This window comes from Candidatus Eremiobacterota bacterium, assembly GCA_031082125.1.
In the GTDB taxonomy this organism is placed as follows: domain Bacteria; phylum Vulcanimicrobiota; class CADAWZ01; order CADAWZ01; family Ess09-12; genus Ess09-12.
The window spans coordinates 94,841-118,298 of the sequence record JAVHLM010000026.1; the positions used below are offsets into that span (position 1 = coordinate 94,841).

Below are 23,458 nucleotides of genomic sequence, written 5' to 3' on the forward strand. Positions count from 1 at the left end.
GGCCTTTTTCATTCCAGGGCGCCCCTCGAGGAAAAAAGGAGAGAAGCCCCTCGGGAAGAATACTATTATGAGAGAGTGACAGCAACGAACCCACTATCCTGAAATCCTCATATCACCTCTTCTGTTTTTTTTCTGCGGTGGGCGGAAGCCACTCACAAAAAGGAGGAACCATGGCCAGACAATCAGCAAAGACCTGCACCTTATGCGACCTTACGGCGCAGATGCACCGCGTGGCATCACTTGACAGCCTGCTTGAAGTGATAGTGAAGGGCGTGACTGCCATATTCGGCCTGAAGGGCGCCCTTGTGAGGGTGATGGACAGGAAATGCAGGACCATGGAGGTGGCGGCATCCCATGGCCTCAGTAACGAGTACCTTGCGAAAGGGCCCATCAATATCGACAAGAGCTCAATCGACCGGGAGGTCCTGGCGGGGAACACCGTGGTGATAGAAGACATCTCAAAGGACTCCAGGGTCCTCTATCCCAGGCAGATCAAGCAGGAAGGAATCCGCTCCATCGCAAGCATCCCCCTGAAGACCGATAAGCATGTCGTGGGCATTCTGCGCATTTATTCCACGACGGGCAGGGATTTCTCGGCCCGCGTCATCGAAGACGTTGAAAAGCTCGCAGAGCTCTCGGTACAGGCAATAGAGGCCATCCTGATAAAGGAGAGGGACCTGAGGCTCAAGGATTTCTCCATGATGGTCAACTCGTCGCTCTCTCTCACGGAGGTCCTCGAGACGGCGGCGAAGCTCGCCACCGAGGCAATGAGGATGAAGGCCTGCACCATCAAGCTCTATGATGAACGCAGGCATGAGATGGTGGCAAAGGCAATTTACGGGGTGAAAAAGTCCTTTATAGAGAGAAGTCCCTCGAAGATTGAAGAGCTCCCCATCGACCAGGAGCTCCTTGAGGGAAAGGTCGTGTACATACCCAATGTCACTGCCGACTCGAGGTTTGTCCTTCCTGAGCTTGCCCGTGAGGAGGGGCTGGTATCGGTGCTCTGCGTGCCCCTTACCGCCAAGGAGAGGGTGCTGGGCACCATGCGTCTTTACACTGCCACGGAGTATGAATTCAGTGAGGATGAAAAGAGCTTTGTCCATACCATTGCAAACCAGGTGGCCATTGCGGTGAGCAATGCCCTTCTCTACGAGAGGCTCCACACCCTCTTTCTTGTGACAAGCTCCCTCAGCAAGAGCCTTAACAAGCACCAGACCTTCAAGGCTATCGTGGAGGGGGCGGCAAAAGCCCTGAATGCCCAGGGGGCCTCGCTTTTCATATGGGATCCCGAAGCCAGCCATTTCACGCTTGAGGAGGTCTCGGGGGTCACAAAAGGATGCATGGCCATCATCAGGGACGACTATGTTGAGCGTTCAGAGGATGCCACATGCGGGGATGTGGTCATCAGGCGGCACCTTGAAGCCGATCTTCCAAAGAAGTGCGCACAGGCGATGGCAAGAGAGGGGATCAACTCCGTCGTCACCACGCCAATGAAAGCCAAGGAGCACCTCACCGGCATCCTTCAGATCTATTTCACCACCACGAGGAAGTTCACCCACGACGAGCTGGAATTCTGCTCCACCCTTGCGAGCGAGGCCGCCGTCGCCATCGAGAACGCAAAGCTTTACGAGGCCGTCACCAAGAAGTATGACCATATGGTCGAGGATGTGTTCCTCTGGTACGACGGTGCCTCCAGGGCGATGGAAGACTAGTCCTTCTTTTCCCGCTTCTCAAGGTTCAGTGCCACGAGGAGCACGATGCTCCTGGCGTTTACGAAGTAGTAATCAGCAGGAACTACCTCGGTCTCGCTGCCGCGGGGCAGGATATCCTCCCCGGCGGGGAAGCTCGTGTCAACCTTCCTGTGCCAGGTGAACGGCGAGGGGAGCTCGGGAAGCTCGAAGTACTGTGTGCGGTAGTCTGAGTTGAGAATATACATGAAGTAGTATTCGAAGCCGCTCTTTTCCCTTGCGTGGATCTGGAGGGCCACGGTCTTGCTTTCAGGGTCGTCCCACTCGGGAAAGCTCAGCTCCTTGTTGTACCAGTTAATTTCGAAGACGTCCAGAACCCTGTCGTAATACCCCTTGAAGAATTTTCTCACCTGAAGCCCCTGGAAAGCCTTGGTGAGGGCGATCATCTCCCTGGTGAAGGTGAGAAAGTCGGCATTTTTTAACACGAGGGACCAGTCGAACCAGCTGATTTCATTATCCTGGCAGTACGCGTTGTTGTTTCCCCCCTGGCTTCTCAGGACCTCGTCGCCGCACTGGATCATGGGAGTCCCGAGTGAAGCGAGGAGGGTGACCATGAAGTTCTTGGCCTGCTGCTTCCTCAGGGTCAGGATCTCCTCGTTTTTCGTGGGGCCCTCTTCGCCGCAGTTCCAGGAGTTGTTGTCCGTCGAGCCGTCCCTGTTCTCCTCGAGGTTGGCCTCGTTATGCTTTTCATTGTAGGAGACGAGGTCATGGAGGGTGAAGCCGTCGTGGCAGGTGATGAAATTAATGCTCTGGTAAGGGGTGCGGCCGTCATCGGCATAGATGTCAGCGGAGCCGGTGATGCGCTTTGCAAGCTCGCCGAGCTGCCCGTTGTCTCCTTTGGTGAAGCGGCGCAACGTGTCCCTGAATTTTCCGTTCCACTCGCACCAGTCCAGGGGAAAGTTTCCTACCTGGTAGGTGGCCACGTCCCAGGGCTCGGCGATGAGCTTCACCCCGCTGAGGACAGGGTCCTGTGATATGACGTCAAAGAACACGGAGTGCGATGAGAAGCCCGAAGCGGTGCGACCCAGGACCGTGGCGAGGTCAAAGCGGAAGCCGTCAACGTGCATCTCCTGCACCCAGTAGCGCAGGGAGTCGGCGATAAGCCTTATCACCTGGTGGTTCTGGGCATTGATGGAGTTCCCGCAGCCGCTGTAGTTCATATAGTAGCGCCCTGGGTACTCTTCGTCGCCGGCAAGCGCGTAATAAGTATGGTTATCGATGCCTTTCAGGGAGAGTGTGGGGCCCAGCTCGTTTCCTTCGCCTGTATGGTTGTAGACCACGTCGAGGATCACTTCAATACCCGCTTTGTGAAGCTCCCTCACAAGCGTCTTGAACTCGCCCACCTGGCAGCCCGGCGAGGACTTCGTGGAGTAGGAGGACTCAGGGGCGAAGAAGGCGATGGTATTGTAGCCCCAGTAATTGGTAAGGCCTTTTGCGCTGAGAAAATCCTCAACCTGGAACTCCTGGATGGGAAGGAGCTCCACGGCAGTGATGCCGAGCTCCCTGAGATAAGGTATCTTTTCAATGAAGCCAAGGTAAGTGCCCCGGTGCTTCACTTTTGAAGAGCGGTGGGCCGTGAAGCCTTTCAGGTGCGTCTCGTAGATGATGAGCTTTTCAACAGGGATGTGGAGGGGCCTGTCTCCCTGCCAGTCAAAGCGGTCGTCTATGACAATGCTTTTTGGCATGACTTTCGCGTTGTCACGCTCGTCCATTGAGAGGTCCTTCAGGTCAGAACGGCTGTCATAGCTGAAGAGAAGATTATCGACGTTCTCTGCCTTGCCGCTCACGGCTTTTGCATAGGGATCTATGAGAAGCTTGTGTTCATTGCACCTGAAGCCCCTGGCGGGTTCGTACGGCCCCTTTACCCTGTAACCGTAGAGCTGGCCGGCGCCGATGTCATGCACAAGGGCGTGCCATATGTATTTTGTCCTGTGCTCGAGCTTGATGGAGGCCGTGGGCTTTTCCCCGGGCTCGTCAAAAAGCTCGAGAGTCACCTCTTCGGCATCACGGGAATAGAGGGCGAAGTTTACGCCGTCGTCAGTGAGCGTCGCACCCAGAGGGTACCAGCAGCCCTCGGTGACGGTAAGCTTTTTTTTCGTTTTTACCGCCATGGTATCACCTCATTTCTTGCAGAATCGGGCAGAGAATTACCACAAAGTATAAGCCTTCGGGATTAAAATGTCAACTCTTTCTCATGAGCCTCAAGACAAGATCGCCTATGCCTGCGTACCTTCCCTCGACACCCGCATAGCGCTCCAGCACGTAAAAGAGAAAATAATAGAAGCGGCAGAAGGCCCAGATCCCCGTGACAAGGAGGAAGGCAATGAGCAGAGAGCGGGTAAGCCAGATAATATACAGAGAAGCCGTGAGGCCGATGAGAAGGAAAAGAAAACCCTTGATGACTATGAGTTTCCTGCTTTTTATGTCACTCATGGATCCGCCGCTCCTCCCGGGGAAAGCCCCCTTGAAGGCATACGACGCAAAGAAGGTTCCCCCCTCCCGGGATTGAATTATTATCTTATGGCAAGAATGATCCTGTTACTGGTTTTTCTCTTCCTATCAAGTGCTCAAGGAGCATGTATGGCAAGTTTCCAGGCCCTCCCCCTCTCCTCGCTTCTCGCTGATTCAGACCTCGTGGTCTCGGGGACCCTGAAGGGACTGAAGGCGGTGAGCATGGAGGGAGATGCGCCTGTAAGGCGGTACGAGGGGGATCTTCATATCGACGGGGTCCTGGCCGGCGATGCCGCTCCGGGATCCACCTGCAGGCTTCGCTGGGATTATGTCGTGGGCCTCTCTTCCTCGCTTGACCCTTCCTTTCTGGCAGGACAGAAGGGAATATGGCTTCTCCAGGCAGTGCCTTCGGAGAAGGGAGGGAGCCTTTTTACCGTGAGCCACCCTTCCAGGTTTCTTGGGCAGGACAGGAAAAAGGAAGTAGAGTCCCTTCTCGCACAGCCTCTTTTCACCCTGGAGGTGGAGGAAGGGGATCACAGGCCAGGCACGCCGTTCTATGCGACATTCGTGGTATCAACATGGAAGGAAAAGCTGGAAATAGCGGATTATATCGAGGAATCCGGGGGAAAGCTCGTGCTCCACGGAAGTGCGGTACTGCACATTGAGTGCGGCGTCACAAAGGCAGCCCCCGGGAGGAATGTCGTGAGGGGAAAAGGACGTCCAGCAGTCATCTCAAGGAAAAAGCCCCTCAGGGTGAAGGTCGATCTCGCCAGGTACTATACCTTCAGGGGGGAAGGTGCCTCAACGCTCTGGTGGGGGACGTCGGAAAAGCTCTCTTCGCCACGCTATACCTTTTATCAGATGAAGTAACCTTTAAGAGCAATGCATATTGACACCCATGCCCATCTTCAGTTCAAGTCCTTCAAAAAGGACCGTGTCCAGGTGATAGAGCGCGCCGCCTCACAGGGCGTTTCTGTAATAGTCACTGTCGGCATAAACATGGGCTCTTCGGAGCAGGCCCTGAAGCTTTCACTGGAACACGGAGGCATCTATGGCGCTCTGGGTTTTCACCCCCACAATGCGGGCGAGATGGCCCCAGGCGACCTTGCGGCTCTTGAGGCGATGGCGCGTAATGAGAAGGTAGTGGCCGTCGGAGAGCTGGGACTTGACTACCATTACCACTTCAGCCCTCCCGAAGTGCAGGCGGAGGTTTTCAGGGAGCAGCTGAGGCTTGCCCACAGGGTGAAAAAGCCCCTGGTCATACATAGCAGGGAGGCATCGGAAGAGACCCTGGCGATCCTGAGAGAAGAAAAGGCTGAAGAGAGGGGAGGCGTGATCCACTGCTTCTCCGACACGATGGAGTATGCCCGCCGCTTTCTCGAGATGGGCTTCTATCTCGGGTTCACAGGGATGATTGCCTACGGGAATGCCGGGGAGCTCAGGAAAGTGGTCGCTGCAGTCCCTGAGGACCGGATTGTCGCGGAAACTGACTGTCCCTACCTCGACCCTTCGAGGGGAAAAAGGAACGAGCCGTCGTCAATCCCTCTCATAGTGGGGAAAATAGCCGAGCTGCGGGGGAAGGCTCCCGATGAAATGGCCTCCATCCTCCGGAGGAATGCCATGAGCCTCTTCTCTCTCAAACTCTGAGGCGGCCCGCAGGGTCCCATGCTATGAATCCTGCCAGTCCTTTGAGGTTATCTTCTCCACCCTGTCGATATACCAGTCGGGCTCCCATTTCCCCTGGACAGTGATCACCTCGTATTTCAGGTAATTCCCGCTTCCTTTCACAAAGTAGTACTCATTGACGAGCACGAGCACCCCTGTGGAGTCATGGCCTATGATCTTGGTGGCATAGACGGGAATGCTGTCCATGTTCTCCGTGAAAGAGATGCCTTGAAAGCCTTTCCTGAAGGACTCGTATGGCTGTTTTTTCCGCCAGGCGGGGCTCAGATTCTGATAGGCCTGCTTGAAGTTCCCTTCCTGCAGGCGGCGGTAGTGCCCCCTCACAAGATCGTCGGCAATCTGTATGAGCCTCTCAAATTCACCGGTAAAAGTGATTGAGTCAAGCAAGAGATCGCCTGATTCGCCGTGGAACTGGAAAATGCAGCGCTCCCCGTAGCGGAACTGTCCGGTGAGGCCCGACATTTTTGTCGCGGAGTTGTTGTACCTCATTTTGTAGAGCTTTTTCCCCCCGTAGATATGGAGGGTGCCGCCGCCGGTACCGCCCTCGGCATAATAGAGCACTCCTTTTTGCTGGGCCGCGAAGAGGGGAGCTCCTGTCATTATTAAAAGCAGGGCCGATATCAGGGTAACTGCCGCCTTTTTCATCTGAATGTTTCCTCCGTGCCGGGAAATTTATTCTCATGCCCTTTTTCACCTTTTTCTGCCCTTCCTCCTCTCTGGCAGGGAAGGAGCACACATTTCTTCCGTGGTGAAGGAACACGGTATATCGGAGCATAATAGATAAAGAGGTTCACCCTTCGGAATTCAGCTTCAAAGGAGGTCGCAGGAGCCCATGATAAGGACCGCGGTGCTTGCCTGTATCATGGTGCTGTGCTTTTTGGCTTCCTCGCCATCGGTCCTCGCTGACGGGTGCTATTACCCCGAGAAGGCCTATGCATCTCTTCCCGCGATCCCCTCGCAGAGAGCCATGGTGATATATCAGAAAGGCATTGAGCGGCTTGTCGTGGAATCAGCATTCAACGGGGAAGGGAAAAGCTTTGGATGGATCGTGCCGGTACCCGGGAAGCCTCTCGAAGTGCGCGAAGTGTCTCCCGGCTTCCTGAAGACCCTCTCGATATGCGCCCAGCCCGAAATAGTCAATGATCTCACCAGGCAGAAGAGTTTCCCATTCCTCCTCGCCGTCCTTATCACTCTCTGGCTTGTCTTGATGGGGCTCCTCCGTCCCTCCCTCCCCGGGGCCATTCTGAGCCTGGTTGGCTTCGTGATAATCTTTGCCGTTATCGGCCCGAACTTCCTGAGGGGGCGCGGCGGCGGCCTGGCTCCTGCCTCAGTGACCATAGAAGGCGTCGCCGTCGAGCAGGAGGCCATCGTGGGGGGCTACCGGGTCTCTGTGCTTGATGCACAGAGCCTTGAGGCGCTGAACAGGTGGCTGAAGACCAATGGCTTCACAGAAGTGCCGCAGGAAGGAGCGGCCATGACCGAAGACTATATCAGGCAGCAGTGGCGTTTCGTTGCCGCCGTGCTCACCAGGGACCAGAACGGCCTCTCTGTCCCCCATCCGCTCGAAATCAGCTTTGCTGCCGCATCTCCTGTCTATCCCATGAGGATGACAGCCCTGGGGAGATCGCCCGTATATCTCGAGCTTTTTGTCATCGCTGATCGAAGGGCCCAGGTAACTCCCCTCACCATGGAGCTCTGCGATGTCCTGAAGGAGAGGCCGGCCAATGAGACTCGCGATTCAAAGTGGGGCATATTCCAGGAAAAGCCTGAGGGAAAATTATACCGTATGGAAGCGACCTACCAGGAGGTCGGTCATCCCCAGGCTTCCTCGTACCTGTGGGATGGGGCGGTGCTGACGCGGTGCGCCGGGAAGCTCGCCCCGAAAGAGATGAATCGGGACCTCTCCATTTCCTTTGAGCCTTATAAACCCTTTCAGAAAAAGTATTACAGCGTCCGGGGGGCTAAAGATACGGCCATGGTGCTCACTCTCTGGATCTGGTGTATCGCGGCCCCCCTGGTACTGTTCATTTTCTACGGGAAGATATGCAATGCGGGGATTCCCATCCTGCACTTCGCAAAAGTGCTTGCCCCGCTCCTCGCGCTTTGCCTTGTCATCCCGCCCCTGGGGCCCCTTGTAATTCCTACTATCAAGACGGGGGACCTGGGAGGTGGTATCAGTCTTTATGGCTATTACAGGGATTTGAGCTATGCGGTAGAATTCGTGGCAGGCAGCAACAAGAAGGATCTCGAGATAATGCCGGAAGCTGCGATAGGGAAATGGTTTCTCCCGCGCCTCGGCGAGGCGTATAAAGATATGAACCGTGAAAAGAAGCCCCTTGTGAATATCATTACCGGCGGCGATGTCCGTGAAGAGGATTCCCCTGGAAACTTCACGATTTTCACCAGTGACCGTGGAGTGTTCTTCAGGCTGTACTCTCCTTCAGCAATTCCCTTTGATATTCCGATCAGGGAGGTGAAAGGAGCAAATTCCCGTCGTGAGTGACCTTACTGAAATATCGAAGCCTTATCGCTGGAAAAGATTGGTGCCGCTGGCAACCGGGGCAGGGAGCAGAGACTTTATGAGAGGTGTTTATTATCGGATTCCCAGGTGTTTTCTGCTGGCAGTTCTGCTGGCGCTTGCTCTTTATTCGCCCCTCCATGGAGGGGAGTGGCCCCCTGAAGCCGATACCTACCGAGCCCTGAAGTCCCTGGAGCGCCAGATTGTGAAGGTCGGAAGCCAGGTGGAGCCTGATTCATACACCTCCATCCTGGAAGCCATGGAGATGGAAGCCAGAAAGCTTCTCTATCTCATGGTGGACGGCAGGCCCTACCAGGCTTCGAAAATATTCTGGGGCAAGTATGTTGAGAAAGGCTTCATATGCAAGTTCCTTGCCCCCGACGACACCATCCACGTCACGGAGTTTCCCGACTTCGTCATTCCCGTGCCTCTCAGCACGGCCAGCAAGGTGAGCGTCACGGTTTTCCCCGCAAGAACAGAATCACCGCCGCGCTTTTATATCGGTGACCCTGAAGAGATGCATGCGAGCGGATATGATCAGGTGGTGCCCGTCACGGAGCGTGATGACGGAACCCTCGAGCTTGCTCCTCCCCCTGCCGGCAAGCAGTTTCTCCTCTTCACCATGGTGAAGAACTACGATGAGCTTCTCCACCGGAAATACGTGTGGGTCATAGAAAGAGGAAAAGAGTGAGAGCGCCTGCTAGAGGCTCCCCATGTTGGTGATCTTCGGCGGGCCGCCGCTTGAGGGGAAGAAGACATGGAGGGGCGCAGGCCTTCCCGCCACTCCTGCCTTCTTGTTGATGAAATACTTGTCATTTCTTCCCTGTTCGGCGGTCTCTTTGAATCCTATGGTGAAGACATTTCCCTTGTGGACCTCATAGATGCTTGCAGGCTGCTGGTAGAACCTCACATTTTCGCAGGCCTTCCTGTAAGAGAAGTCCTTGACGTTTCTGTCCAGGTCGCCGTTTTTTGCAATAAGGCTTTTGTGCACCAGGGGCAGCACGGCCTTGAGCCTTTTTTCGTCGTCAGGAATTGAGAGGGCGGTGAGAAATTCATTCAGGAGCGCCACCGCTGCCGGGTCAGGCTTGATTTTCTCGATGGCCTGGGCCCTGGCGGCTCCCAGCATGAGGATCAGCCCAAGAGATATCGCTGCGATGAGTACCTTTCTCATAAAATGCCCTCCCTTTTCATTGTCTTATACCGGCAGGACCGGCGATTTCCGCCATGCTACTTATCAAAGAGGTTCTCAGAAGGCCACGATGCCTTCAGGGGATCCTTCATTTTTTCAAGGGCGTCATTGAACTGGCCCGATGCAAAGGCCGCCTCGGCCTTCATCTTCTCGAGTTCCCTGGCGAATATCTGCGCCTCCATCTCCACCTCGGCCTTCAGCTTCGCTATCTCTGTCTTTGCCTCGAGAGCGGCCGTCTCGGCCTCTCTCCTTGCTATGGCGACAGACACGTTGATTTCTTCAAGGGTGCCGGCTTCGGCCCTGTCCATCGCTGCTGCAGGGGAATGATCGGCTGCCTCTCTCCTGCCGGTCGCCTTCACCTCCCTGACTGAAAAGGACTCAATGACAAGGCCCATCCTGGAAAGGCTCTCCAATGAGCTTTTTGTCACTTCTGCTGAGAACTTATCCCTCTCCTTCTGAAGGTCCTGGAAGGTGGTTTTTGCGACAAGGCTCATGACCAGGTCTTCCAGATGCTCTTTCACCATGGCGATAATCTCTTCAGGCTTCTTCAGAAGAAACCTCTCAGCGGCCTTCTTAATCATTGCTCCGTCAGAGGGTATCTTCACAAGCGAGGCGGCATGGAGTGTGACAGGCACACCGTCAAGGGTAAGTGACTCGGGAGCAGCAATGTCAACCTTCATGGCCTCCAGCGACAGGCGGTCAAGCTTCTGGATGAAAGGCCATACCATGATGCCGCCGCCGGTGACTATCTTTATCCCGCCGCCGCCCGAGACTATGAGGGCCTCATTGGGGCCCACCTTGTGAAAGAGCCTCGCCATCATTGAAAATTCTACATATATGACGATTACAATCGCAAATAATGCTAATATGAGCAGAGGTGAAACACTCCCTCCCATGGACATGGCCCTCCTTTCCTTCAGCCTGATGCTGAAATACCCTTGCCGCGCCATCATGTGATATTGCTCTATGGACTGACGATTATCCTGAAAGCCGCGCGGGCGGGTGACAAATATTCTCATTGGATATTTCATCGGCACCGGTAGCCATTCCTTTAAGCGCGAAAGAAATTATCAGATCGGGTGGCAGAGGAAGCCCGGAGGATTAAGGTTCATTGAAGTCGAAGCATGGGAGGGTTCCTAGAAAGAAGTCACCTGTAGTATACGAGGGGAGGCGGTGCTCTATGGTCCGTGAGGCAATTGACGAGGTCCTTGAGGTAGCAGTCAAGAAAAACGCCAGTGATATCCACTTCATGGCAGGTCACAGCCCCAGCATCAGGGTAAACGGCGAGATACAGAAGCTTGATGAGATTCAGCCCCTTTCGCCAGAAAGGATAAATGCCATGATGGAGAGCCTGCTCTCAGAGGAGCAGGTGAACCGTTTCAGGAAAAGCAATGAGCTGGACTGCTCATATAACATCCCCGGCATCTCCCGTTTCAGGGCTAACTTCCACCAGTCCCGCGAAGGGATAGGGATGTCCTTCAGGATTATCTCCTCCACCATTCCCACCCCTGAGGAGCTGGGACTCACTGAATCCATGACGGCCCTCGCCTCCCTCCATAACGGCCTAGTGCTTGTCACGGGGCCCACGGGATGCGGAAAGACGACCACGATCGCCTGTCTCCTGGAGCTGATCAACCAGCAGCTCAAGGGCCATATTCTCACCGTGGAGGACCCCATAGAGTTCATCTTTGAGCCTAAAAAATGCATCATCACGCAGCGTGAGGTGGGCATCCACACCCAGACATTTGCAAACGCAATAAAATACGGCATGCGCCAGGACCCCGACGTAATCCTCATAGGAGAGATGAGGGACCTCGAGACCATCTCAATGGCCCTTACGGCGGCAGAGACAGGGCACCTTGTATTTGCCACGCTCCACACGAATGACGCCGCCAAGACCATTGACAGGATTGTTGACGTATTCCCACCATACCAGCAGCAGCAGATAAGGATACAGCTTGCCACCACGCTTCGCGTGGTTATCTGCCAGGTCCTCATCCCGAAACTCGACGGGAAAGGAAGGATTGCTTCCAGGGAGCTCCTTATCGTCAACAACCCCGTATCAGCCCTTATCAGGGAGGGGAAGACCCACCAGATTTACAATGCCATCGAAATGGGCCTCCGGGCCGGCATGATGCCCATGGACCGCTCTCTTGCGAATCTGGTGCGCAAGGGAGAGGTGAGCATGGAGGAGGCCATGGCCAAGTCCAACAATCTGCAGCAGTTTGAGAGCTATCTTCGCGTGTGAGGTGCCCATGAATGATCAGATGAGAGATAAGCTCAAAAACCTCGGGTTTTTCAAAAGCTTTTCCGAAGAGACGCTTTACAGGCTCTCCCTTATCTCGAAGGAGGCGGCTTTCCGCTGCGGAGAGGTGATAATTGAAGAGGGGAACGAGGAGAATGCCCTTTACTTCATGGTTTCAGGCGAGGTTTCCCTCCAGAAGAGGCTCGGGGGAGATGGCGGAGAGTTCAGCTCTGTAGGAATCATGGGGCGGGGAGATATATTCGGCGCAATAGAGACAGACCCTCACCGCAGGAGTTTTATCAGGGCTCAGGCCATTTCCGACGGTGAGCTGATTGTCCTTAAAAGCGATGAGCTCAGGACCCTTATCATGGATGACAGCTGCACCTCTTCCCTGTTTTTCCCGCACCTTGTGGAGGCCATCTCCAGGCGGCTCCTGGAAACCACACAGGAGCTGTCAGCTCTCTCCGAGATGAGCCTTCTTATCGCGTCCGGAAAGGATGTGACAGATCTCCTTGAAGGAGCCTGCTCAATCGTCGGCAGATCCATACCTTCCGTTGACGGGTGGCTCGTAGCCCTCTACAACCCTTACAGTGATGATTACGAGGTCGCCTGCCACCATGGCGTTACCTTTGAAGACCGCGTAATTTCCGCCCAGGACCCTCTCGTAAAGCATCTCAGGGCCCATGGCGGCTATTTCGAAGGAAATCCCGGCAAAGAGACGGAGACGTGGGGAGCAAGGTTTACAGGGATTTCCCGCGCTTTTATGACCTTCATGGGCGCAGGGACCGAAAACCTCGCTTTCATGGCCATGCTCTCCCGCTTGGAGGAGCCGCCCTTTACCGGCGCCCAGAAGAACCTCCTCCTCTCCCTTGCAAGGCAGCTCGCCGCCGCGCTGGAGCATGCCGCTGTCTGCCGCGAGGACTGTAACAGGGAGCGCCTTTCCAGGCATCAATTTCAGCCATGATTCCAATATCATACACAGTGAAAGGATACCATCATGCAGGAGCCTCAGCAGATAAAGCTTGAATACAGGCCCGTGGCCGGAGCCAGATGCCGTTTCCAGGTCACCACGAAGCTCCAGCAGGGAGTGGGAAATATCAATGTCACGACGGATCAGAGCTATGCCGTCGAGATGGTAATAGCCCAGGAGATACTGGAAGTGCGCGGTGATCGCACCTTCAGGGCGCGCTACACGATAGAATCAGCGGTCATGAAGATGGGAGGCCTCTCAAGTCCGGTCCCCCATCAGGGCCGGGAGGTCGTGGTGACCATGAAACCCAACGGCGAGATTCTGGAATCCTCAAGGGAATTTCCCTTTTCAAACCCCACGTTCCCTGAGGGCCCTCTTGCCATAAATGCCGCCTGGAAGGGGAAAAGCGAGATCATAATCCCCATCACGGAGCGGATTCCCCAGGCCACTCCCCAAGGAACCCTGGAGCTGGAGTATCATTACACCCTTGAGAGCATTCAGACTTTTGCCGGCACCGAGTGCGCTGTCATAAGGACCTTTCTGCCTGATACCCATGTCTCGGTCCCCCCCGATCTTGAGCAGGACCTGAAAGCCCAGGGCAAGGTATATTTTGCCTTTCAGCAGGGGAGGCTCATGGGCTTTTCAAACGAGAGCCGGAGCCTCATAAGAAAGGGAGATACCGAGGCAAGCTCAATATTCTCGACAAGGATGAATCTCCTCCCGTAGGCCCCTTCCTCCTGTACTATCCATGCTGTTCATCTTCTGTTAACAGGATAGCAACAGTTCGGCAATGTCCATGAGGCATAATGGGAGTAAGGACGCCGCATGTCCTTTCAAGCCACGGCCCCCACTGTACAGGTTCCAGATTCCCTTTCCCCGGCAAGGTTACGTTCTTTATCATGCCATCAGAGGAAAAGGAGGCCGTGCGCACTTTCAAAGCCCTTCCTGCGCTCATGAGGAGGTGATGCCCCTGTAAAAGCTCCGGATCGCCAGATTTTCCATAGTACTGACCATTGAAAGGAGATACCTTTTATGGCTAATGAGACCAAGATTCTTGAGAACAGTGACGGTCCCGTGCTCTGCTCGAACCGCTGCCCATGGAGCCGGGAAAGCTTGAGGCATTCGGAGAAAGTCTCCCGCTTTATGATGAGGCTTCTAATTGTAGCCTTCATCATTCAGGTCATAGTGCAGTATCTGCCAGGTCAATCTTATATCCCTGTTTACCGCAATGCCTGCCTTGATTGTTATTCTCTCAATGCGGCGAGGGAAGTTCTGAAAGAGAGTCGTATAGACTTTATTGTGAACGATGAAGGCACCATGGTGAGAGTCCCACCTGCGAAGCTGAAGCAGGCCAGGAGTCTCCTTGCCAGCCAGGGCATTGAAAAGAGGATTGTGAGGCAGGGGTATTATGTTCTGCAGCAGGCGGCCTCCCCCAGGGAGGAGCGCATTCTCACCCTCGAACGCGACCTGGAGGAGAGCATTGAGTGCGTGGAAGGCATCGAGCGCGTATCAGTTAAGATTGATCTCCCCGCCAGACCGTGGGATCAGATCATCTGCGGGCCATCAGCGGTTGTCATGCTGATCTGCCGCGAAGGATGTACTCTGAGCAGCAACAAAGTGAGGGGAATCATCCATCTTGTGGCCTATTCCGTAGAGGATATGAAGCCCGAAAATGTGAAAATCGTAAACGCAGAGGGCTGCGATCTGATGTTCCCCTCGGGATGCAGGGCGGTGTCGGGCTCTTCATGCGTGGCGGCGATTAAGATCCCTCATCAGGACAGCGCGGCTTCATTGAAGAGCTCGCAGGGCGCTTTGCCCGGAGTGGCTTCCCCTTCAGGCGAGGAGGCTTCCAGTGAAAATTCTTCGGGCAATTACCGCAATATCAAGATTGCCGGGAAGGCCGATCTGAAGACCGGCCTCATCTTCTTGAAGACCAGCTACGAAACGTGGTCAAAGGACAGGCCTGCCATCGAGAGGAAGCTCCTGCTGGGCCTTTTCTTACTGGTGTCAGTGGTTTTCTCCTACTGGCTTGGACGCAGGGGAAGCCTTTCAAGGAACGGAGCCTCTCACGATTTTGAGCGATCCTGAAGGCGCCCCCCGTATTCTCCCATCCATTCAAAGGGCGGGTTGCTGCCCGTGACAATGATATCATAGAGAATTGCCACGATGTTTCTTTTTCCCAGCGCTTCTTTCCTCAGCAGGTGCTCTTTCTTTTCATGCTCAAAGAACCCCTGGGCCGACGATTCCCTGAGCAGTCTCGCCTTGAGTTCCTTCTCAAGCGCATTTCTCCTTTCCAGGTGAGCATTGAAAAGCTCACCGGGGGATGCCGGCGGGAGGCTCACCCACAGTGACCGGGGGCGGCGCATCGCATAGGTGACGCCGTCGGGCTTCCTGTCGGTCGTGGAAAAACTGAATCCGTCGGTCATGAAGGAGACAAGAACGCATTTGACCTCAGTCGGATTGCGGCCAGGGGGAAAATTCTGGTTGCACTCGGCAAATATGAACTGCCGGTCATGGGAGAAGAGGCGGCCTATCCCTTTTATTCCCTGCATTTCCATCTCGGGAGAATGGTAATCAATGAGCCTTTTGAATCCGAGGGACTCAAAGGCTTCGGTGTACCGCTCAAAAGCTTCATGGTCAAAGGCAGGGTACTCGTCCGGTGAAGCCTCGGTAAAGGTGACTTTTTCCGGGAAAGCCTTCATTATGGCCGATTTCACCCAGGCGAGGAAGAGAGCCGCGGGAAGGGCGATAAAGACAACGGCCTTTCCCGCCAGCGCCAGGCCGGGGGTGATGCCGCGGGACGCCAGCCACTCCGCCATGGTGTTCCACAGAGCTGCAAGCCTTTCCCACTGCGTGAAGATGAGAAAGAAGATGACGAATGTGATAATTCCTGCTGCCGGTGAAGGCTCCTTGGCTTTTACCTTTCCATCACTCAAGAAGGATCCTCCTCCCTTCAGGCAGCCTTCATGCTCCTGCCCTGCCCGGATTCCTTGATTCAGTTCACATTGAGGCCTGCCAGCGATTTTCTCGCGTCCATGGCGTCGTCGCAGTTGGGGCCGAAGTGCTGCTCTGCCAGGAAAAGCGCCTCGTTATAGACGTCGCGTGCTTCCTGCACACGGGCGGCATCTCTGTAAAGGTCGCCCAGGTTGAGAAGGAGCTTCGGATGGATGGGATCATTGCTCTGATGGGCGGCAGTCCTTATTGCCTCAAGGAGTCCCTGCGCCTTGTCCGCCTGGCCCTGCCTCGCATACATGTGGGCGACGTTATTGAGAGTGAGCTGCGAATCGGGATGAAGGCGCCCAAGGATTTCAGCCCTCAGGTTCAGGGCCTGCACGAGGTGCTTATTGGCTTCTTCCATGGCGTTGAGCTCGATGCAGATCTGCCCATAGACATTGAGGCTCTGTGCAAGCTGCAGAACTCTCTCATCGCCCACGGCCTGAGCCATCCTTATTGAAAGGCCTTTTGAGCAGTACTCAAGGGCTTTTTCGTACTCCCTGCGCTCCAGGCAGACACCGCAGAGGTCATGATAGCAGGTGCCTATCCGGTGGTCATCAGGTGACAGTGCCGCCCGGTAGTCCTCGAGGACCTGCAGATACACTGCCTCTGCCTCCCTGATGCGCCCAGAATCCCTGAGGATATCGGCATGATAGTGCCGGAGCTCGGCGGTGCTGAAATCATGGGGACCGAGCTCGGCTCCTGCCCTGGCGATGGCTTCGTGATAAAGTCTCTCCGCGAGGGCAAGGTCGCCGCTCATATGGACTTTGTAGGCCTCCTGGCCTTTCTTCATAATCTCGAAGCGCAGCATTTCCCTGGGATCTGCGCCTGAGGAGAGGAGGAGCTCCACCATCGCGCCATGGTTTTTTCTCAGGGCATAGTAAAGGACCGATTCTTTCTGGCCGGTAGTACGGGAGTTGACGTCGGCGCCTTTTTCAATGAGCAGCTTTGCGCATTCAATATTCCCCGTATTGGCGCATGCATGAAGGGGTGCAACGCCCCTCTGCCCCGCTTCGTTGGGGTCGGCTCCATGGTCAAGCAGGGCCTTTATGATATGGGGATCGCCATGCATTGATGCCAGAATAAGGACTGTGGTTCCGTCTGAAGCCCTCTCTGCGGTGTCGAAGTTCCCGCTGTCCACAATCCTGCGGGCAGTCTTCAAATCGTTCTTCTGGAGGGCTTCCAGGAGCGTCTGTTTTCCGAAGTATTTTTCAAAGAGACTCATAAGGCGCCTCGGTCAAGTGACCTGTCATGAAAGCTGTTTTTAAGGCCCGGGCCGGGCACTGCGAAACTGCCCGGGAGAGCCAGGTTCATCATTGCGGTGGGCATGAACCATGAGTTTCTCCCTGCCGCTCTCTTATCCTGCCATATTCACTTCAATGTCTCCCAGGCCTTTCCCATCAGCCATGCGATGAGGTGAAACAGGGTGAAATATCTGCTGTTATGGGAAATAATTTTTTAAGATGCAGGAAACATTATAAATAAAGAGAATAAACGGATTCCTTATAGGGGTATTCGAGTGCTGGAATTTCCATCAAAAGCACCGGTGATTTCCTTATCTTGATGGGGATTAACTGCATAGATAGCTGACAGAACCAATATATAAAAGCAATCAGTGTGGGGGCATGCTTTTTAACCCCTTCGCAAAAGGCTTAAAGTGAAATCAGTGTAGATATTCACATCTATGTAACAACTTTGAGTGGATTGTTAAAGAGACTCTATGATATGATTGAATCAAGCAAAACAACCGAAAGGCGGGAAATGAAATGAAAAAGGTAACAATCCTCACAATAACCCTCCTGGTCCTGATGGCGGCCTCAGTGTTCGCTGAGTCCTTCACAGGCGTTGTCGTCTCGATAGAGGACGGCAACAACATCCTTGTGAAAAACGGATCAGGAATCTCCAAGGTGAAAATTGACGGTGTCGTATGCCCGGAGCTTGAGCAGGAATACGGCCAGGAAACCAAGCTCTTCATGGAAGAGCAGCTCTGGGGAAAAGAAGTCTGGGTTGACGTGAAGAGCAAGGATCATTACGGCCGCTACGTGGCAAATGTGAAGTCGGGGAACGAGGATGTGGCTCTCACCCTGGCAAAGAATGGTATGGCCTGGTACAATCAGAAGGCATTCTCACCGGCTGTCGCCGCTGCGGAGAAAGAGTCAAGAGCCAGCAGAACCGGCCTCTGGGCCTCTGAGAATCCCGTGTCTCCCTGGGCATTCCGCCAGGCGAAACTGGGTATCATTCCTGACAGAACAGGCAAGCCCGTAGGGATAAGCAAAGGCGGCTTCGGCTTCTCCGGTGTGACCGGCGGCTATGGCTACGCTCCCTGCGCGAAAGCCAGCTTCGGTGACAAGCCTATCGCCGGCGGGTATTTCGGCAGCAGCAAGGGTTATTATGGAAACGGCTCAGGTTATTACGCAGGAAGGGCACAGAGCTTCGGCGACAGCGGAGTCAAAAGAGGTTATTACGATAACGGCGGCAGAGGTTATAACGGCATCAGCAGGGGCTACGGCTTCAATCATAACGAAAAAGGTTACGGGTTCCCTCCCGTGAGCACTCCCCCCAAAGGATGGAGGAGCGTTGTCTCCACCACAACTCCCGGCTGTGGCGGACCCGCAGCTACCACCAGCCCGGGCTGCGGAAACTTCAAATTCGGCGACCCGCCCCTCAGCAGCAGTCCCGCAGCAGGCGGACCCGGCGGGAGCCGCTGGGACAGATAGGACCGGCAGACTGTAAGGACAATAAGAGAAACGTCGAGGCCTTGAAAAAGGCCTCGATTATTTTTTCCCCGACGCTCTCTGCGAAGTGCAGCCGGCGATCATTGTTCCATGAGCCCCTTGAGGCCGAGCCAGATTATCTGCTGGTGGTTTTCAGCCTTGTCGGGAAAATGTTAAAATTTAGTTAACAACAAGGCTCTTGTCTTCTCCCCGGGAGAGGGCTATAATAAAATGAGAGAAAAACCAACATAACCTGGTTTATAAGGAGCTGCGCCATGATTGAAAGCATTGGTCCGCGTTTTACCCTGCCTGAGGACAAGACGGTAAGGGCGGGGGCACTGCCGGAAAAGCCATCCGGAAGCGAAATCCTAGAGCAGGAGACTGCCTCCATCTCCGCTGACGCCCTGAAAGCCCATAAGGCTGTCAAGGGCGGGAAATCCCGAAAATCAGCGGGGGCGGAAAAACCCCACTCCTCAAAGGTGGACTATCCGCAGCCCAACAAGCAGAACGGTGTGTTCTCCGACTGTTTCGGCAAGATATCCCACCTGGCACTCCAGCTTGACGCGCAGTCAACGGAATTCCCGGCGCTCAGGGAGAACGTGCTCAATGCCTGGACCACTGTATTCAAGAACATGGACCCTGACGTGAAGTTCACCATCGCCGTGGAAAGCCAGGCAGACAAAAAAGAGATCGAGGGCCTCATCAAGGATAATAACATACCCAACCCCGAGCGCTTCAATTTCGTAATGTGTGATGACATCAACATCACCATGTGGGCCCGCGACCAGATGCTGGGCCTCTTCACCCCCACCGATGACACGGCGATCCTGAACCAGACCACCATGCGGCCCCATGGCGATGATCCGAAGGTCCCGCCCAGGCTTGTTGCCGCCAACGAGGGGATCATCCTGGATGCCGACAAGAGGCTTGTCACCGACGGCGGCGACGAGGTCTCAAACAGCAGGGAGACTTTCCTGGGGTACAACTCCCTTTACCTTACCGCCAAGAACCTTTTCGAGCGCGAGCATGCCCCCATGGGGATCGCAAGACTGGAAACCTCGCCTTTCAAGAAAAACCTGGTGATGGAGTATCCCGAGGGCGCCGAGCAGTATCATGTCCCTGATTTTCACTACGAGAAGAATGCAAAGGCAAAGAGGGGAAATTTTGACGAGGCCCTCTGGATGGACAAGGCCAAGAAGGTCTTCGAGGACAAGTACGGCAAGCCCGTCACCATTATCGGTGCCGATGATCCTGCCACTACCGAGCAGGAGGTGCCTGCCACGTTCCATATCGACATGGGCTTTACTCCCATTGATGACAAGACTATCCTCGTGGGTGATCCCAGCGTCGCCATCGATATCATAAAGAATCTGCCCAAGGAAGAGTATGATGCTTACAACCAGAAGCTCAGCGAGGTATTCGGGGAGAAAACCGATTACCTTCAGCAGCTTGTTGACGCCAACACCAAGGACGATCCCGGCCTCCAGCACCAGTTTGACTACAACGCGCAGCATGCCGAGAAAAAGGGCTACGACGTGAAGCGCCTGCCCTATCTCCAGGGCCCTCCGGGACTGCCATGGGTCACCTACAACAACTGCATCCAGGAGACTTTCACAAGGGAGGACGGCACCGAGGTGAGGCGCGTGTTCCTTCCCACCTTCGGCCTCCCGGCACTTGACAGGAAGGCGACGGAAGTCTATGAATCCCAGGGATTCCAGGTCATCCCCCTGGTGCTCCCGGCGCTCACCTCATGGCGCGGAGCCATCAGGTGCATAAGCAATGTCCTCGGCAGGCAGCCCGAGGCTTAGAGGGTGGTAACCTGCTGAAACCAAGGGCAGTATCCCCGTGGGTGCTGCCTTTTTGGTTGTAACCGAGAGAGAAACGGAGAGTTCTCCGATATGCCAAAGTTTTGCCCCCAATGCGGCAGTGCTGTTGAAGATAAGGCGAGGTTCTGCATGCAATGCGGCGAGAGGCTCGCGGCAGAGTCTGCTTCCCTTCTTCTGGACAACCGCTACGAGATTCTTGCCACCGTCAAGTCAGGCGGGATGGGGTGCCTCTACAAGGCCCGCGATATAAGGCTTAACAACGTGGTGGCAGTCAAGCAGATGAAGAGCGCCTTCACTTCCGAGGATGACGACGCCTATGCGGAGGGGCGCTTCTGGGAGGAGGCACGGCTCCTCTCGACGCTTCACCATGGCGGCCTGCCGAAAGTCATTGATTTCTTCTGCGGGAAAGATCCCTCTACGGCAAGGCCCGCGAGATACCTTGTGATGACCTTCATCGAGGGGAAAGACCTGGAGGCCCTGAGGGCCGAAAGAGGGCAGGCCCCCTTTCCTGTCGAGGAGGTGCTGGATTACTTCAGGCAGATTCTCTCGATTCTCAACTACCTTCATACCCAGTGCCCTCCCATTGTATACCGGGATATGAAGCTCTCGAATATCATGCTCTCCGAGAAGAGGATATTCCTCGTGGACTTTGGAATAGCCCGCCTTTTTGTCCCGGAAAAGGGAGGGGGGACTCAGGCGGGCACGCCAGGATTCGCGGCGCCCGAGCAGTACAAAGGATTCGCTGAGCCCAGGAGCGACCTTTACGCCCTGGGGACTGTCCTGTATTCACTCCTCACCGGGCTGGATCCCGGGGGGGACCCCACCAAGGCCCCCCATGCCTGTGAAAAGGTGAGAGCCCTCAACGCTGCCGTTCCTGCCTACCTCGAAGAGATCATAGGCGAGATGATGGAATATGAATGTGAAAAGCGCCCGCCTTCTGCGGCGGCCATTATAAAGAGGCTTAATGACACCCTTGCCCCGCCTGCCGCTCCTGCCCCGCCTGCCGCTTCTGCAGCGCCTTCCGCGCCTCCGGCGAGGGTTATGGCCCGGGAGCCCGTGGAGCCTCCCCCTCCCCTTGCAGATGTCCTCAATGCCATAAGGTACAGGGATATGGCCACCATTAAAAAATATATCAACGGGGGCGGCGATATGAACGCCCTCTCCTACCGGGGCCTCACCCCTCTCCATTTCGCCACGGAGAAAGGAATCCCCGAGGCCGTGGAGCTGCTGTTGAAAGGCGGCTGCGATATCAATCACACCGGCAAGGTGGGCTGGACCTCCCTCCACCTGACTGCCATTACCGGTGACGTGGTTATTGCGAAGATACTTCTCGCCAATGGAGCAAATATCAATGCAATGAATGAGGAGGGGGTCACGCCCCTCCACAGGGCTGTCCACTGGGGCCACGAGGAGTTCCTCCGGTATCTTGTGGGGGAAAGGGCAGACCTTAACAGCGCCGATAAATATGGAGTGACGCCTCTTATCTATGCCGTGATAAAAAAGCGGGTACACATGGTGAAGATCCTTGTCGCCAATGGCGCCGATATGAACTGCCTGGACAAGAGCGGCTCCAATGCCCTTCATCTCGCGGCAGCCAACGACGATCACGAGATCATGAAGCTTCTCATCCTGGGCGGGGCCGATGTCAATATCAAGAACAGCCTGGGGCAGGCGGCGCTCCATATACTGGCCCAGCAGAGCTATGGCATCGTGGCCGATCTCCTTATCGCCAAGGGTGCTGAGGTCAATGCCAAGGATGGCAAGGGGCAGACGCCTCTCCACTGGGCCTCCCAGACAGACTTTTCCATGGTGTCGTTCCTCCTTTCCCACGGCGCAGAGGTGAATGCCAAGGACCAGCGAGGCACAACTCCCCTCCAGAAGGCCATTGCGGCGGGGAGAAGGGAGAATGTGGCGATCCTGCGCAAGTACGGCGCGGGGTAACAATCCACCCTGGTGCAATTATTTCCAGGATAGGGTATAATAGGAGAAAGGAAGAGAACTTTTCCAAAGAATAACACTACACTCCCAGGCCACAGCTCCTGCCACGTTTCAGCTTCCTATGGCGCTTAATCCCTGTAAATGAAATTTTCCTGCGCATGAGTGCCATGAAAAAAGAAGAGGTGGATTCATAAGGGGGAAACGATAATGGAGAGTGAAGAAAAAAACCGTTTTCTGAAGGAAAAAAAGAAACAGAGGCTCCCCATGCTCATCATCGGGGGGAAAGACCTGAAGTTGTATACCTTCCAGGAATGCCCTGCCGGCAAAGAGTGTGAAAGTGAGATAACGGCATCCGTCAGCAGGCCTGCCTGCCGCGAAGAACGCAGCATCGCCCAGAGATAGATACTGTTGCTTTTACGGGGACCCGGATATCGCTGAAGGATCCCTGGATATTTCCTCACCTCATCCTCTCTTACTATCCGGGCCGGGCTTCACCGGTTTGAAGGGAAACTGCCTGGCCCCAGTATGGCTGGTCTGGTTCCTCCCCCTTCCGAGCCTGCTCCTGTCTGCGCCCTGTTTCCCTGGCTGTCGGTGGCGGTCACGCGGATAGTTCCCGCATTGATCGAGCCGACGACGAGCGAGGAAGTGGAGGACGGCGTGCCTCCCTGTACCCTTGTGGAAAGAGATACCTTGTCACTGATGGAGCAGTTGCTGGAGGAAGGGCTCAGGCTCACCGAGAGCGGCCTGCTCCGCTGAGTCTGGGGCGCGGAAGAGGTTTCCTGCGCCGCTATCATCCAGCTGAGGCAGCCCGGCCTTCCCTCAGAAAAAGAAATCCACCCGGCAGCAATTTCTGCGCACTCCTTGCACGCTATATGTCAATATTAACCTGACAAATGGTATGCTTTTTTGCTCAGAGCCGCTTTTTTGAGCCGTTCCCGTCAACCAGAAAAGGCTCCCCGTCTTCAGAGGAGCCGAAGATGAAGGTGAGATCGTAAGGCGCCCTGCCGCTCACGGTGAGGGTCCGGAGCCCGTGGAGGAGGTGGAGGTGGCAGGCCTCGCAGAGCACGATAAGGTTCCAGGGGTCGTCGGTGCCGCCCTGGGAGCGCCTGATGATGTGGTGGACGTGGAGGTTTCTGCGGCAGCGGCAGCCCGGAGTCTGGCAGCGGAACCGGTCGCGCTTCA

The 23,458-nt window shown here is 55.2% G+C and carries 22 protein-coding genes; 14 read left to right on the forward strand and 8 right to left on the reverse strand.

Annotated features, from left to right (window positions below):
• Nucleotides 1-170: 170 nt before the first annotated feature.
• Nucleotides 171-1,712, forward strand: a complete 1,542-nt coding sequence (locus tag RDV48_23760; GenBank protein ID MDQ7825839.1) for a GAF domain-containing protein — start codon at nt 171-173, stop codon at nt 1,710-1,712.
• On the opposite strand, the gene glgX is transcribed toward RDV48_23760, so the two are convergent.
• Nucleotides 1,709-3,859 carry a glycogen debranching protein GlgX gene (gene glgX / locus RDV48_23765; protein ID MDQ7825840.1) on the reverse strand — a complete coding sequence of 717 codons (2,151 nt, stop codon included), beginning with the start codon at nt 3,857-3,859 and terminating at the stop codon, nt 1,709-1,711. The genes RDV48_23760 and glgX overlap by 4 nt on opposite strands.
• Nucleotides 3,860-3,929: 70 nt before the next feature.
• Nucleotides 3,930-4,181 (reverse strand): hypothetical protein, encoded by a 252-nt coding sequence (locus RDV48_23770; GenBank protein MDQ7825841.1) that lies wholly within the window; start codon nt 4,179-4,181, stop codon nt 3,930-3,932.
• A gap of 147 nt (nt 4,182-4,328) precedes the next feature.
• Here RDV48_23770 and RDV48_23775 point away from each other — a divergent pair, with 147 nt between their 5' ends.
• Nucleotides 4,329-5,069: a hypothetical protein gene (locus RDV48_23775; GenBank protein MDQ7825842.1), complete on the forward strand. Its 741-nt coding sequence runs from the start codon at nt 4,329-4,331 to the stop codon at nt 5,067-5,069.
• A gap of 12 nt (nt 5,070-5,081) precedes the next feature.
• The gene (locus RDV48_23780; protein ID MDQ7825843.1) at nt 5,082-5,846 is read left to right on the forward strand and encodes a TatD family hydrolase; all 765 of its coding nucleotides are present in this window, start codon (nt 5,082-5,084) and stop codon (nt 5,844-5,846) included.
• A 21-nt stretch (nt 5,847-5,867) separates the two neighbouring features.
• Here the strand turns inward: RDV48_23780 and RDV48_23785 are convergent, their stop codons facing one another.
• Nucleotides 5,868-6,527, reverse strand: coding sequence for a hypothetical protein (locus RDV48_23785; protein ID MDQ7825844.1), 660 nt, complete (start codon nt 6,525-6,527; stop codon nt 5,868-5,870).
• A 187-nt stretch (nt 6,528-6,714) separates the two neighbouring features.
• Here RDV48_23785 and RDV48_23790 point away from each other — a divergent pair, with 187 nt between their 5' ends.
• Entirely contained in the window at nt 6,715-8,385 is a 1,671-nt protein-coding gene (locus tag RDV48_23790) for a DUF2330 domain-containing protein (protein ID MDQ7825845.1), read from the forward strand.
• A gap of 76 nt (nt 8,386-8,461) precedes the next feature.
• The gene (locus RDV48_23795; GenBank protein MDQ7825846.1) at nt 8,462-9,091 is read left to right on the forward strand and encodes a hypothetical protein; all 630 of its coding nucleotides are present in this window, start codon (nt 8,462-8,464) and stop codon (nt 9,089-9,091) included.
• Between the two features lie 9 nt (nt 9,092-9,100).
• Here the strand turns inward: RDV48_23795 and RDV48_23800 are convergent, their stop codons facing one another.
• A complete protein-coding gene (locus RDV48_23800) occupies nt 9,101-9,571 on the reverse strand; it encodes a hypothetical protein (GenBank protein ID MDQ7825847.1) in 471 nt (156 codons plus the stop codon).
• 56 nt (nt 9,572-9,627) lie between these two features.
• Nucleotides 9,628-10,485 carry an SPFH domain-containing protein gene (locus tag RDV48_23805; protein MDQ7825848.1) on the reverse strand — a complete coding sequence of 286 codons (858 nt, stop codon included), beginning with the start codon at nt 10,483-10,485 and terminating at the stop codon, nt 9,628-9,630.
• A gap of 284 nt (nt 10,486-10,769) precedes the next feature.
• On the opposite strand from RDV48_23805, the gene RDV48_23810 reads away from it, so the two are divergent.
• The 4 genes from RDV48_23810 (at nt 10,770) to RDV48_23825 (ending at nt 14,892) form a co-directional block, all read left to right on the forward strand.
• Nucleotides 10,770-11,837 carry a type IV pilus twitching motility protein PilT gene (locus RDV48_23810; GenBank protein MDQ7825849.1) on the forward strand — a complete coding sequence of 356 codons (1,068 nt, stop codon included), beginning with the start codon at nt 10,770-10,772 and terminating at the stop codon, nt 11,835-11,837.
• Nucleotides 11,838-11,844: 7 nt separating this feature from the next.
• Nucleotides 11,845-12,798 (forward strand): cyclic nucleotide-binding domain-containing protein, encoded by a 954-nt coding sequence (locus RDV48_23815; GenBank protein ID MDQ7825850.1) that lies wholly within the window; start codon nt 11,845-11,847, stop codon nt 12,796-12,798.
• Nucleotides 12,799-12,831: 33 nt separating this feature from the next.
• Complete coding sequence (locus RDV48_23820) at nt 12,832-13,530, forward strand: hypothetical protein (protein ID MDQ7825851.1); 699 nt, start codon at nt 12,832-12,834, stop codon at nt 13,528-13,530.
• 306 nt (nt 13,531-13,836) lie between these two features.
• Nucleotides 13,837-14,892 carry a hypothetical protein gene (locus RDV48_23825; protein ID MDQ7825852.1) on the forward strand — a complete coding sequence of 352 codons (1,056 nt, stop codon included), beginning with the start codon at nt 13,837-13,839 and terminating at the stop codon, nt 14,890-14,892.
• Here the strand turns inward: RDV48_23825 and RDV48_23830 are convergent.
• A complete protein-coding gene (locus RDV48_23830) occupies nt 14,871-15,740 on the reverse strand; it encodes a hypothetical protein (protein ID MDQ7825853.1) in 870 nt (289 codons plus the stop codon). The genes RDV48_23825 and RDV48_23830 overlap by 22 nt on opposite strands.
• Nucleotides 15,741-15,799: 59 nt before the next feature.
• Entirely contained in the window at nt 15,800-17,023 is a 1,224-nt protein-coding gene (locus tag RDV48_23835; GenBank protein MDQ7825854.1) for a tetratricopeptide repeat protein, read from the reverse strand.
• A 541-nt stretch (nt 17,024-17,564) separates the two neighbouring features.
• On the opposite strand from RDV48_23835, the gene RDV48_23840 reads away from it, so the two are divergent.
• The 5 genes from RDV48_23840 (at nt 17,565) to RDV48_23860 (ending at nt 23,032) form a co-directional block, all read left to right on the forward strand.
• A complete protein-coding gene (locus tag RDV48_23840; GenBank protein ID MDQ7825855.1) occupies nt 17,565-18,515 on the forward strand; it encodes a thermonuclease family protein in 951 nt (316 codons plus the stop codon).
• A gap of 272 nt (nt 18,516-18,787) precedes the next feature.
• A complete protein-coding gene (locus RDV48_23845; GenBank protein ID MDQ7825856.1) occupies nt 18,788-20,320 on the forward strand; it encodes a hypothetical protein in 1,533 nt (510 codons plus the stop codon).
• A 90-nt stretch (nt 20,321-20,410) separates the two neighbouring features.
• Nucleotides 20,411-22,279, forward strand: coding sequence for an ankyrin repeat domain-containing protein (locus RDV48_23850; protein ID MDQ7825857.1), 1,869 nt, complete (start codon nt 20,411-20,413; stop codon nt 22,277-22,279).
• A 204-nt stretch (nt 22,280-22,483) separates the two neighbouring features.
• On the forward strand, nt 22,484-22,678 hold the full coding sequence (locus tag RDV48_23855; GenBank protein MDQ7825858.1) for a hypothetical protein: 195 nt from the start codon (nt 22,484-22,486) through the stop codon (nt 22,676-22,678).
• A gap of 123 nt (nt 22,679-22,801) precedes the next feature.
• On the forward strand, nt 22,802-23,032 hold the full coding sequence (locus tag RDV48_23860; GenBank protein MDQ7825859.1) for a hypothetical protein: 231 nt from the start codon (nt 22,802-22,804) through the stop codon (nt 23,030-23,032).
• 154 nt (nt 23,033-23,186) lie between these two features.
• Here RDV48_23860 and RDV48_23865 read toward each other — a convergent pair.
• The coding region (locus tag RDV48_23865; protein MDQ7825860.1) for an HNH endonuclease signature motif containing protein at nt 23,187-23,458 on the reverse strand (272 nt) is incomplete at its 5' end.

Bases quoted from the DNA above. Each gene is read 5' to 3' on its own strand.
- RDV48_23815 (MDQ7825850.1), top strand. From the start codon at position 11,845: ATGAATGATCAGATGAGAGATAAGCTCAAAAACCTCGGGTTTTTCAAA.
- RDV48_23790 (MDQ7825845.1), top strand. From the start codon at position 6,715: ATGATAAGGACCGCGGTGCTTGCCTGTATCATGGTGCTGTGCTTTTTG.
- RDV48_23855 (MDQ7825858.1), top strand. From the start codon at position 22,484: ATGGAGAGTGAAGAAAAAAACCGTTTTCTGAAGGAAAAAAAGAAACAG.
- RDV48_23785 (MDQ7825844.1), bottom strand. From the start codon at position 6,527: ATGAAAAAGGCGGCAGTTACCCTGATATCGGCCCTGCTTTTAATAATG.
- RDV48_23805 (MDQ7825848.1), bottom strand. From the start codon at position 10,485: ATGGGAGGGAGTGTTTCACCTCTGCTCATATTAGCATTATTTGCGATT.
- RDV48_23845 (MDQ7825856.1), top strand. From the start codon at position 18,788: ATGATTGAAAGCATTGGTCCGCGTTTTACCCTGCCTGAGGACAAGACG.
- RDV48_23810 (MDQ7825849.1), top strand. From the start codon at position 10,770: ATGGTCCGTGAGGCAATTGACGAGGTCCTTGAGGTAGCAGTCAAGAAA.
- RDV48_23795 (MDQ7825846.1), top strand. From the start codon at position 8,462: ATGAGAGGTGTTTATTATCGGATTCCCAGGTGTTTTCTGCTGGCAGTT.
- RDV48_23825 (MDQ7825852.1), top strand. From the start codon at position 13,837: ATGGCTAATGAGACCAAGATTCTTGAGAACAGTGACGGTCCCGTGCTC.
- RDV48_23760 (MDQ7825839.1), top strand. From the start codon at position 171: ATGGCCAGACAATCAGCAAAGACCTGCACCTTATGCGACCTTACGGCG.
- RDV48_23860 (MDQ7825859.1), top strand. From the start codon at position 22,802: ATGGCTGGTCTGGTTCCTCCCCCTTCCGAGCCTGCTCCTGTCTGCGCC.
- RDV48_23840 (MDQ7825855.1), top strand. From the start codon at position 17,565: ATGAAAAAGGTAACAATCCTCACAATAACCCTCCTGGTCCTGATGGCG.
- RDV48_23770 (MDQ7825841.1), bottom strand. From the start codon at position 4,181: ATGAGTGACATAAAAAGCAGGAAACTCATAGTCATCAAGGGTTTTCTT.
- RDV48_23835 (MDQ7825854.1), bottom strand. From the start codon at position 17,023: ATGAGTCTCTTTGAAAAATACTTCGGAAAACAGACGCTCCTGGAAGCC.
- glgX (MDQ7825840.1), bottom strand. From the start codon at position 3,859: ATGGCGGTAAAAACGAAAAAAAAGCTTACCGTCACCGAGGGCTGCTGG.
- RDV48_23780 (MDQ7825843.1), top strand. From the start codon at position 5,082: ATGCATATTGACACCCATGCCCATCTTCAGTTCAAGTCCTTCAAAAAG.
- RDV48_23820 (MDQ7825851.1), top strand. From the start codon at position 12,832: ATGCAGGAGCCTCAGCAGATAAAGCTTGAATACAGGCCCGTGGCCGGA.
- RDV48_23775 (MDQ7825842.1), top strand. From the start codon at position 4,329: ATGGCAAGTTTCCAGGCCCTCCCCCTCTCCTCGCTTCTCGCTGATTCA.
- RDV48_23850 (MDQ7825857.1), top strand. From the start codon at position 20,411: ATGCCAAAGTTTTGCCCCCAATGCGGCAGTGCTGTTGAAGATAAGGCG.
- RDV48_23800 (MDQ7825847.1), bottom strand. From the start codon at position 9,571: ATGAGAAAGGTACTCATCGCAGCGATATCTCTTGGGCTGATCCTCATG.